Raw genomic sequence first — 9,311 nt, forward strand, 5'->3', positions numbered from 1 at the left:
AAAGGGATACTCCGCTGGAGTATCCCTATGTTCGGCGGCAAACCTTACTTAAAGCTTTCCACGATCTGATCGTATTCACCGCTGGCTTGCAGTGAAATCAGCGCTTTGTTGAACGCATCACGCAGTTCTAGACCGTTCGCGGTATTGCGTGAGAACATCACAAACACTTCTTGTTCATTGATAGGTGGTAACACGATCGATAGCTTAGAGCTGTCTTTACCAGTCGACTTCGCCACCGACTTTGCCACATCCAGCGTACCCGCATAGAAATCGACATCATTATTGAACAGAGCTGTTACCGCTTCGTTCTCAGTGGTAAAGGTGTTCATGTGTGGGAATGGGTGTTCGTCAAAGGTATCCCCGATCACCGAGTCCGCCAGTTTACTAATACGGTAGGCGTTAAGTTCGTCGTAGGACTTGATGAACTCCACATCCATAGTGTCCAGTTTCACGAGACCGGTGAAAACGCTGTAAATAGGCAGTGAGAAGTAGTATTTCTCGGCACGCTCTTCAGAGTAGTAAGCACCAACGACGGCATCTTTAGTACCGGCTTCGCCATCTTTTAGTGCTTGCGTCCAGCTGGTGAATTCCAGTGTGTAGTCCGTACCTGCTTTGGCCATGGTTTGCTTAACGATTTCGGCCAACACACCTTGGCGGTCTTCCGTTTCACCAATATAAGGTGGCCAGTTTAACGTTGTGTAATGGACTTCTTGCGCTAATAGAGGGGTGCTGAGTGCCAAACCAGCCATCAGAAGTAATTGCTTAACCTTGGTCATTTTTATTCCTTATTTTTCGCCTAAAGTGCAAATATATTTCAAGCCCAAGTTAAATACTACGGCTTAGGTCATAAGTTCGTTACAAAACACAGCCCATCGCCAATCAACTGGACGGTAGAATTTTCCTCTATGCCTAGGCGCGCATTCGGCCTGCGAGTGATAAACTAGCGCCGTCTTAATCCATTGCTAACACGGTGCTTGTTTATGAGTTTCTCCACCCTAGGTCTTCACGCGGATTTACTGTCAGTCCTCGACACGCTTGGCTATCAAACGCCAACGCCGATTCAACAAGCGGCGATCCCAGAAGTCCTAGCCGGTCACGATGTGATGGCGGGAGCGCAAACCGGTACCGGTAAAACGGCGGCGTTTGCCTTGCCCTTGATTCAACGTCATTTAGAGCGTGAAGCATCAGAACAAGCGATTCGTGTGTTAGTGCTTACTCCGACGCGAGAGCTTGCCCAGCAAGTCCACCAAAGCTTTGTTAAATACAGCCAAGGTTTAGGTTTAAATGCGGTGGTGGCTTATGGCGGCGCGAGTATTAATCCACAAATCGATGCGTTAAACGCAGGCTGTGATGTGTTGGTGGCAACGCCTGGACGCTTGTTAGAATTGGCCATCAAGCAGCTGATCGACCTGAGTACGGTCGAAACCTTGATCCTTGATGAAGCCGATCGCATGCTGGATATGGGCTTTATTGTCGATATTGAACGCATCCTTAAACGCCTGCCTGAAACGCGCCAAACTCTGTTTTTCTCGGCGACTTTTAACGATGAGGTGTTTGCTCTTAGTAAAACCATTTTGCAGCAGCCTAAGCTGATCGAAGTGGCGGAGCGTAACGCCACGGCTGCGAAAGTCGAGCAACGCATCTACGAAGTGGATAACAAACGCAAAGCAGGCTTAGTCGCCTACTTAATTGGCTCACGTAACTGGCAACAGGTGCTGATCTTTACCCGCACTAAGCAAGCGGTGGATGAATTAGCGAAAGAGCTGGAAAAAGACGGTATCAGCGCTGCGGCAGTACATGGGGATAAATCTCAAGGTGCCCGTGATCGCGGTCTAGAAGAGTTCAAAACCGGTCAGGTTCGTGCGCTTGTCGCAACTGATGTGGCCGCCCGTGGTTTGGACATTGAGCAGCTGCAATATGTGATCAACTACGAGCTACCGTACAACGCCGAAGACTATATTCACCGTATCGGTCGTACTGGCCGTGCTGGCAAAGAAGGTCTAGCGGTATCGTTGGTCTCACCGAAAGAAAAATACTTACTTGAAGAGATCGAAAAGCTGACTGGCGAACACTTTGTGGCGCAATGGATGGAAGGCTTTGAACCCAATATGATGGTGCAAGAAGAGCAAGCCAGCCCGAAACGTAAACCGTCAAAGAAAGCCCTGCGAGCTAAAGCCTTAGGCCAAGGCGCTGCCAGCAAACCAAAAAGCGGCAAACCACGCCGTCGTTAAGTCGTTCGCGACTTTCTGATTGTCCTCAGCTACAAGGCCACCTAGTATGTGGCCTTACTTTTAACATTTAGAACAGGATACGCACCATGGAACTAGATATTCAAACTAAAACCTTTGCAGGCGTAGAATTCCAAGTCACCGTGGTGGAAGGCATCGGCTACTTTAACCACGCCCAACTGCTCGACCTAAGCGATCGCATTATGACCGAAAAAGCCAAGATCACCTTTGTGGATATCGCCGAAGCACAAAAATACCTCGACGATTTCCCTGAAGTGTTTGCGGAAATGCGTGAATGGAGCCCAGAACCAGGTATCGCTGCCACGGTGAAGTTGGGTTAAGAATCTAAACTGCCGAAGTGACCTCAATAAACCACTTCGGTGACATCTCTGCAAAATCCGTACGGATATTGGAATCAAGGTAAGCAGCAGAGTCGAGTACTACGGCTTTGCCGTCGGTGCGTTGAAACACCACCCAGTGCCAAAATTCTTTGCCTTCTTTTTCTTGATGCTTGATCGACAGTAGGGCTGTATCGGGGAGGGTGTCCCAGGTGGTGAAGGGGATTTCGTCGTCGGAGGTGCTGACGCCAGCGTTACTTAGCAAAGTACGCACATATTGGGTGTCAGACCAGAGTGCCTCATCGTCGGCATAGATACCGAGGCCGTTGGCGATGGCTTTCATTTCTGAGTAGGTTTTGCCTAAGATGTTCGCTACAGCAGCAATCCCACAACCAGTTGTTTCTTCCTGTATAACAGGCGTTTGCATACTCTCTTCCTTCCAGACGATTTACTAAGGAAGAGAGTAACGGATTTGGGGACTGGCCGTCTATCTAAGATGCCATTACCCAGTCGGTCGCTTCTTGTTTGCGTTTGAACACTTTCAAGTTTGGCGAGATCAACCAGCTGAGGGCGTTGATCATAAATTTCTGCCAGCGGTTTTGGCTGAAAATAGCGATGCGGTGAAACTCAGAACCGATTTTCAAACCATGTAATAGCTCGTTCCATGCGCTTCTTGCGCTTAAACCTTTTAGTTCACTCAAATCTACCAGCAAGGCCACTTCTGAAGCACGAATCGAGTAGATCGCGCTTTCTAGCATGGCAGACAGCTTTTTAAAGTCTTTGCTGCTTGGGCGGCCTGTTGGCTTTAAGTTGATCACCAAGGTGTCACGATGGCGCTCTAAATTCATGGAAATGTTATTTGTTTGATTTGTCATGGAGTCACCCTCCGTCCGTTCGTTGCGATAGGGTTAATGTAAATCAAAAGCGTTGCGAGGAAAGTTGATTAGCTCAGCATCAATTGTCAGCCTGACAGGCAATTCTTGAGTTATTGTGCGGATTGGGTAGCAATTGCGAACGAAAAGGCGGTTAAAGTCGCCAAACCATCAAGAACGGCAGATCTTTGTCGGGATCAAGAGGGGAACAGCGCTGCCTTGTCAGCAGCGCTTTAGTGCAGGGTTAGTCTTGAATATGACGCACGGCAAACACGCCGTAGCCCGCCACAATTAAGAAACAAACGGCTGGCACGAGATAAGACACGCTGGCGCTAAAGGTATCGATTACGGCGCCTTGAACCATCGGCATAATGGCACCACCAAGGATCGCCATCACCAAGCCCGCTGAGCCAAATTTGGTGTCTTTACCTAAGCCCGTTAGGGCAATGCCGTAGATGGTCGGGAACATCAATGACAGACAAGCTGAGATCGCCACAATCGCCAATACACCTGTGATATCAGAGGCTTGGGATGCGTAGACGCAGAGCAAGGTGCCGGCAAAGCCTAGTACTGCCAACAAGATAGTGGGACGGAAAACACCGATCAGCCACGTCATGACAAAGCGTGAAATTAAGAACAAAATCAAACTGTATTGCAGATAATCCGCGGCATTGGCTTCGCTGCCGCCGAGGACTTCCTGCACGTATTGAATGGTAAAGGTCCAGACACAGGTCTGCGCCGCCACGTTAAAGAATTGCGCCACCACACCCCAACGGTATTGCGGCAGTTTGATAAGACGCTTGAGGGTCGCGACAAAACCATCGTGCTGTTCTTGCTCTTGGCTGACGCCTGCGTTTTCGGCACGCGGGACTTTGACAAAAGCAATCAACAACCAGATCACGATCAAGACTAATGCCATGCCCACATAGGGCGTCATCACTGCTTGCAGCTCTGCGGCACGCACCGCATTAAGCGCATCTTGGGACATGGCCGCACGCTCTTCTGCCGTCGCGGTATTTAAGCTAGGTAGGATCAACACCGCAGCCAAAAACACACCGATGTTAGTGCCCACAGGGTTAAACGCTTGCGCCAGATTCAAACGACGGGTGGCGTTATGTTTTGGCCCCATCGCCATCACAAACGGATTGGCCGAAGTTTCTAAAATCGACAAGCCCGCCGCCATAATAAACAGCGCCGCCAAAAAGAAACCGTAAGTCATCGACAGGCTCGCAGGGTAAAACGCCAAAGCGCCCAAACAAGCTAAACCAAGCCCCGTCAGCACACCGGTTTTATAAGAGAAACGGACATTGATAAAGGCCGCCGGCAACGCCAAACAGAAATACGCCCCATAATAGGCAAACTGCACCAACGCCGACTGCAGGTTACTCATGGTAAAGATCTTACTAAACACCTTCACCAGCGGGTCGGTCATATTCGCCGCCACCCCCCACGCTGCAAAACAGGTGATCAAAAGAATAAACGCCAAACGCATATTGGCGTACACGAATGGCTCGCGCTCATTAGCTTGCATAGGAAACTGCCTTTATCTTGTTCTTATTGCTGAAAGCGTCCGGCAAATGAGAGCCAGACGAATGCATGAAGGCAGCACCTTAGAGCGCTATTACTGATGAACGATTAACAGTCGAGGCGTAATTTGCAATAAATGTGAAATGTGGTGTCGAGGCTAATTTTTATACTTGACTAGATAGAATGTTACTTAGTTCTTTTAAACGCTCTATCTGATCAATATTTTGATGAATATATCGATTCTCTTTTTCGATAAGCCCTTGGATTTTCGACATTTGAGATGTTAAATCTTCTATGGTTTTAATTTTTTGCACATCTAAAAGTTCGTAATTCCTTGGTCGGTATTCAATGTTATTATTGACTAACTTTTCATACAATTCATCTTTGTTGTCATAAAATCTTTTTTCAATTATTTTAATACATTCTTCTCTATCATTTTTTATTATTTTTATTTGTTTTCTTGATTGCTCAATTTTGTCTTCATTTTTTCTGATGTGCATTTCGATTTTTATTGTTTGCTTTTTACATATGTCTGAATATTTCCCAGATAAAATATCTTTATTAATGTTTGAAAATAAAGTTAGTCGATCTTCATATATGTTTTCCTCGTCTTTTAATAGAGGGCCAAAGTATGAATTTTCAAAATCAAATTTTTCTAGAAACCTAGTGTTTACATATAAATCCGCATCTTCTTTATCAGAAAAAAAGGACAAAGCCAGTATAAGCCAGAAGAGCTCTAGTTGGCTAAATTCACTATCTAGCACGTCTAGGTATGTCTTTATGTTACTGTTATCTTTCAAATAGTTGTAATGTGTGAATCTAATTATAGAGCTTACTTTACTTATGTAAGACTTCCATAAATCTGCATTTGAATATAAGTCACTTACTTCTATTTGGTAATTTGGGTCAGCATCTAGAATAGAGGCAAATTTAAATGAGTTTTCATTACTATATCGGAAGTTATCTTTACTTCTAAATAATCTGTAATCATCTATGAGCCTGAAAAACGTACTTTCAAACTGTTGAAGCCTAATTGCTTCAAACTGTTCATTCATAACTTTTTCTTGGCCAGCTAGCGCTTTGCTCTGCCTTGCGTATTCTTCTCTAGCAAGTTGAAGCTCTTCCATTTGGGCATCAAGGGTTTTTCTTTGCATAACAAATGTCGCTGCAACAGCGGCAAAGGCTAGACCTGAGAAGAGGGAAGACCAAATACCAAAGCTATCTCCAAGCTGTGCGAGACGTTCAATAGAATTTATCTCATATCGCAAAGAAAAGTATGTACGATGATAGAAAATGATGATTAAGACTAATAGCGTTAAAGCAGTAGCCCACATTTTGTAAGAGATATCTGCTTTCTTTTGAGGCGCTTTCTTATCTGAATGTCCCTGATTCACAATATGCTTCCCGTATTACGACTTGCACTGATACTAACATGCGTCTGGACTCATTAGAGAGAAACCAACGTTATTTTTTAGCGACCTCTAGCGCTTGCGCGTAGAGCAAAAAATAATTGTTGGTTTTTCTCCACCAAACCATCGTGCAATACAAATAGCAATCAGCCCCCTGATGACCCTGCGCAATCCCCACAGCAAAAACTCAGCAAATAAATTTGCAAAGGTCTATGCTGAAGGAAACAACAACAGGAGCGCAGTATGAAATTCGGATTAGTCGATCGCCAAGGGTATGTTCCGGACATGAATTACGGTGACGCAGGCAAAGAGCTTGCGTGTTTTGTGCCATCTGATTACAACTTTGAACAAGTGTCTTATGTAAACGGGGAAGGGGAAGTAAAAGTCGACGGCCATGTATGGCGTTTCTTCTTTACCCAAGAAGGGATTGGTGTCGAACTGATGGCGGGGATCGTTACCCTGCATGAAGCACAGAAATTTTTACAAGATGTGAAAACCCATATCTGGGGAGAGAAGCATCAGCAAGTACAGATCTTCCTATCCGGCGTCGCACCAGATTAATAGTGACCGCCTCCACAACGAAAAAGACCGACTAAATTAGTCGGTCTTTTTGTGTTTCATGATAAGTGTTAATAACTTAGGCACTTATCCACTTCGTTTGCTGCACCCAATACCACCGCCACACGTTGGTGAATGCCATCTGGCTGGATGTCCAGAATGCGATCGGTATGAGTGAAGGCTTTACCACCGGCTTGCTCAAGCAGCATGCCCATTGGGTTCGCTTCGTACATCAAACGTAGCTTGCCAGCTTTGTTAGGATCTTTCTTATCCCATGGGTAAATAAAGATACCGCCACGGCATAGGATGCGGTGCACATCACCGACCATCGCCGCGACCCAACGCATGTTGAAGTTTTTGCCACGGGAGCCGTCTTTACCAGCAACCAAGTCATTGACGTAGTTTTGCATCGCGTCAGACCAGAAACGCTGGTTCGACATATTGATCGCGAACTCTTGTGTCTCTGCATCCACTTTCACGTTTTCACGGGTTAGGATGAATTCGCCTTGCTCAACATCTAGCGTAAACATGTTCACGCCATGACCTGTGGTGAATACCAACATAGTGGATGGACCGTAAAGCACATAACCTGCCGCGACTTGGTTTTTGCCCGGCTGTAGGAAGTCTGCTTCCGTTGCTGGCTCACTACCTACCTGGCGGTAGATGGAGAAAATCGTACCCACCATAGAGTTGATGTCGATGTTTGACGAGCCATCCAATGGATCGAAGGCAATCAAATATTCGCCAGCTGTATTCGCAGGAACGATGTCGTCCTCTTCTTCCGATGCGATCGCGCGCACGGCAGGAGAGGCTAGCAAAGCACCTTTAAGCATGTTGTTAGAGATCACATCCAGTTTCTTTTGTTCTTCCCCTTGTACGTTCTCGTTACCTGCCATCCCAAGGATGCCAGCTAGGGAACCCTTCTTAAGAGCGCCAGAGATTTCGATACAAGTTTGGGTTGTGACTAACAGAACTTCCTGCAATGATGCGGATGAGACATCAGACGCAAGGAACTGAGATAGGCTTTGCATGGCATAGGGTCCTTTTTATTTATTCGCTATCCGAAATTATGCCACCCCCTTGGTTTCGCGTCAGCCAAAAAGCCAATAAATATGAGTCGAAGGCTCGACTCATTGATAAAGAGATGAGAACGCTATGGATTACTTACTGCACTACTTAAAATTTGATGGAAAAGGTGGCGCAACCCGCGAAACTCAACTACCAACAACCCTTCCTGAAACGGGTGCCCATTGGGTACATATCGATTGCTCTAAAGACGATGGTCGCGATTGGCTCGATAATATGGTCGAGATTCCAGATGCGGTGGTAGACGCCTTGTTTGCCGATGAAACCCGCCCACGTACCGTGAAAATGGGACAGGGCGTATTGGTGACTCTACGTGGCGTCAACCTTAACCCTGACTCAGATCCATCGGACATGGTGTCCTTGCGCCTATGGGCGACGCCACACTTTATTGTCTCGACTCGCCGTCGTCGCTTGTTATCTGTGATTGAGCAGGTGGATAACTTAGAAAAAGGTGAAGGCCCGGAAAACATCGCTGATCTTGTGGCCACCTTAACCCATACCCTGACGGGGCGTATGGCCGGCGTCATCGATGGTTTGGAAGATACCTTGGGCGAGCTTGAAGAAGAAATGAGTGAACGCGTTGAAGCGGAGCAACGTGCCATCCTTGTGGATCGTCGTCTACAAACCGTTCGCCTACGTCGTTTCCTCGTACCGCAAAAAGAAGCGATTTCTCGCTTAGCGAGTGAGATGCAATCTTGGATGACCAAAGAACAATTAGCCCATGTTCAGGAAGCGGCCAACGATATCACTCGTTATGTGGAAGCCTTGGAATCCTTGCGCGAGCGCTGTTTGTTGATGCAAGAAGAATTCGCCAACCATCAAGCAGAGAAGATGAACGCCCGCATGTATGTGCTGTCAATCCTATCCGGTATCTTTATGCCGTTAGGTTTCTTAACCGGTTTATTTGGTATCAATATTGGCGGTATGCCTGGCGTAGAGAATAGTGCAGCATTTTGGCTGTTTGTCGGCGTGCTGGTATTAATGGGCATCGGCCAATATGTGCTGATGCGTAAGAGCCGCTGGTTCTAGGTCTTTGGTTGTTTTTAGTTCTTTAGATAGGTTTTGTAGAGAGCTAGAGCCCAGCCATTATTTTTCGCTCTACGCGCAAGCGCTAGAAGTCGCTGAAAAATAACGCTGGGCTCTATCTTAATAAGCCTGAAGAGCTTTTCTATACAAAGGCGATTCTTGCAGCTGATTAGTTCGCAACAATTATTTTCCGTTCCACGCGCAAGCACTAGAAGTCACTGAAAAATAACGTTGAGTCCTATCCTAATGAGTCTGCTTAATGGATTC

General features: G+C 46.5%; 10 protein-coding genes. 4 read left to right on the plus strand and 6 right to left on the minus strand.

The window, feature by feature from the left end; translation table 11 throughout:
• Positions 1-44: 44 nt before the first annotated feature.
• Positions 45-776, minus strand: a complete 732-nt coding sequence (locus ACOSVP_RS17725; protein ID WP_487348811.1) for a substrate-binding periplasmic protein — start codon at positions 774-776, stop codon at positions 45-47.
• 204 nt (positions 777-980) lie between these two features.
• Between ACOSVP_RS17725 and ACOSVP_RS17730 the strand changes: the two genes are divergently transcribed.
• The gene (locus tag ACOSVP_RS17730) at positions 981-2,231 is read left to right on the plus strand and encodes a DEAD/DEAH box helicase (RefSeq protein ID WP_487348812.1); all 1,251 of its coding nucleotides are present in this window, start codon (positions 981-983) and stop codon (positions 2,229-2,231) included.
• An 86-nt stretch (positions 2,232-2,317) separates the two neighbouring features.
• Positions 2,318-2,569: a hypothetical protein gene (locus ACOSVP_RS17735; protein WP_487348813.1), complete on the plus strand. Its 252-nt coding sequence runs from the start codon at positions 2,318-2,320 to the stop codon at positions 2,567-2,569.
• Between the two features lie 4 nt (positions 2,570-2,573).
• On the opposite strand, the gene ACOSVP_RS17740 is transcribed toward ACOSVP_RS17735, so the two are convergent.
• The 4 genes from ACOSVP_RS17740 to ACOSVP_RS17755 form a co-directional block, all read right to left on the minus strand.
• Positions 2,574-2,993 carry a hypothetical protein gene (locus ACOSVP_RS17740; RefSeq protein WP_487348814.1) on the minus strand — a complete coding sequence of 140 codons (420 nt, stop codon included), beginning with the start codon at positions 2,991-2,993 and terminating at the stop codon, positions 2,574-2,576.
• A gap of 64 nt (positions 2,994-3,057) precedes the next feature.
• Positions 3,058-3,441 carry a SpoIIAA family protein gene (locus ACOSVP_RS17745; RefSeq protein WP_487348815.1) on the minus strand — a complete coding sequence of 128 codons (384 nt, stop codon included), beginning with the start codon at positions 3,439-3,441 and terminating at the stop codon, positions 3,058-3,060.
• A 241-nt stretch (positions 3,442-3,682) separates the two neighbouring features.
• A complete protein-coding gene (fucP, locus tag ACOSVP_RS17750) occupies positions 3,683-4,969 on the minus strand; it encodes an L-fucose:H+ symporter permease (RefSeq protein WP_487348816.1) in 1,287 nt (428 codons plus the stop codon).
• 160 nt (positions 4,970-5,129) lie between these two features.
• Positions 5,130-6,359 (minus strand): hypothetical protein, encoded by a 1,230-nt coding sequence (locus tag ACOSVP_RS17755; RefSeq protein ID WP_487348817.1) that lies wholly within the window; start codon positions 6,357-6,359, stop codon positions 5,130-5,132.
• Between the two features lie 258 nt (positions 6,360-6,617).
• On the opposite strand from ACOSVP_RS17755, the gene ACOSVP_RS17760 reads away from it, so the two are divergent.
• Positions 6,618-6,935 (plus strand): hypothetical protein, encoded by a 318-nt coding sequence (locus ACOSVP_RS17760; protein WP_487348818.1) that lies wholly within the window; start codon positions 6,618-6,620, stop codon positions 6,933-6,935.
• Between the two features lie 68 nt (positions 6,936-7,003).
• Here ACOSVP_RS17760 and ACOSVP_RS17765 read toward each other — a convergent pair whose 3' ends face one another.
• Positions 7,004-7,963 carry a class 1 fructose-bisphosphatase gene (locus ACOSVP_RS17765; RefSeq protein ID WP_487348819.1) on the minus strand — a complete coding sequence of 320 codons (960 nt, stop codon included), beginning with the start codon at positions 7,961-7,963 and terminating at the stop codon, positions 7,004-7,006.
• A gap of 124 nt (positions 7,964-8,087) precedes the next feature.
• Between ACOSVP_RS17765 and ACOSVP_RS17770 the strand changes: the two genes are divergently transcribed.
• The gene (locus tag ACOSVP_RS17770; protein ID WP_487348820.1) at positions 8,088-9,047 is read left to right on the plus strand and encodes a zinc transporter ZntB; all 960 of its coding nucleotides are present in this window, start codon (positions 8,088-8,090) and stop codon (positions 9,045-9,047) included.
• Positions 9,048-9,311 lie beyond the last annotated feature (264 nt).

This window comes from Marinomonas sp. HM11-D (genome assembly GCF_057626615.1).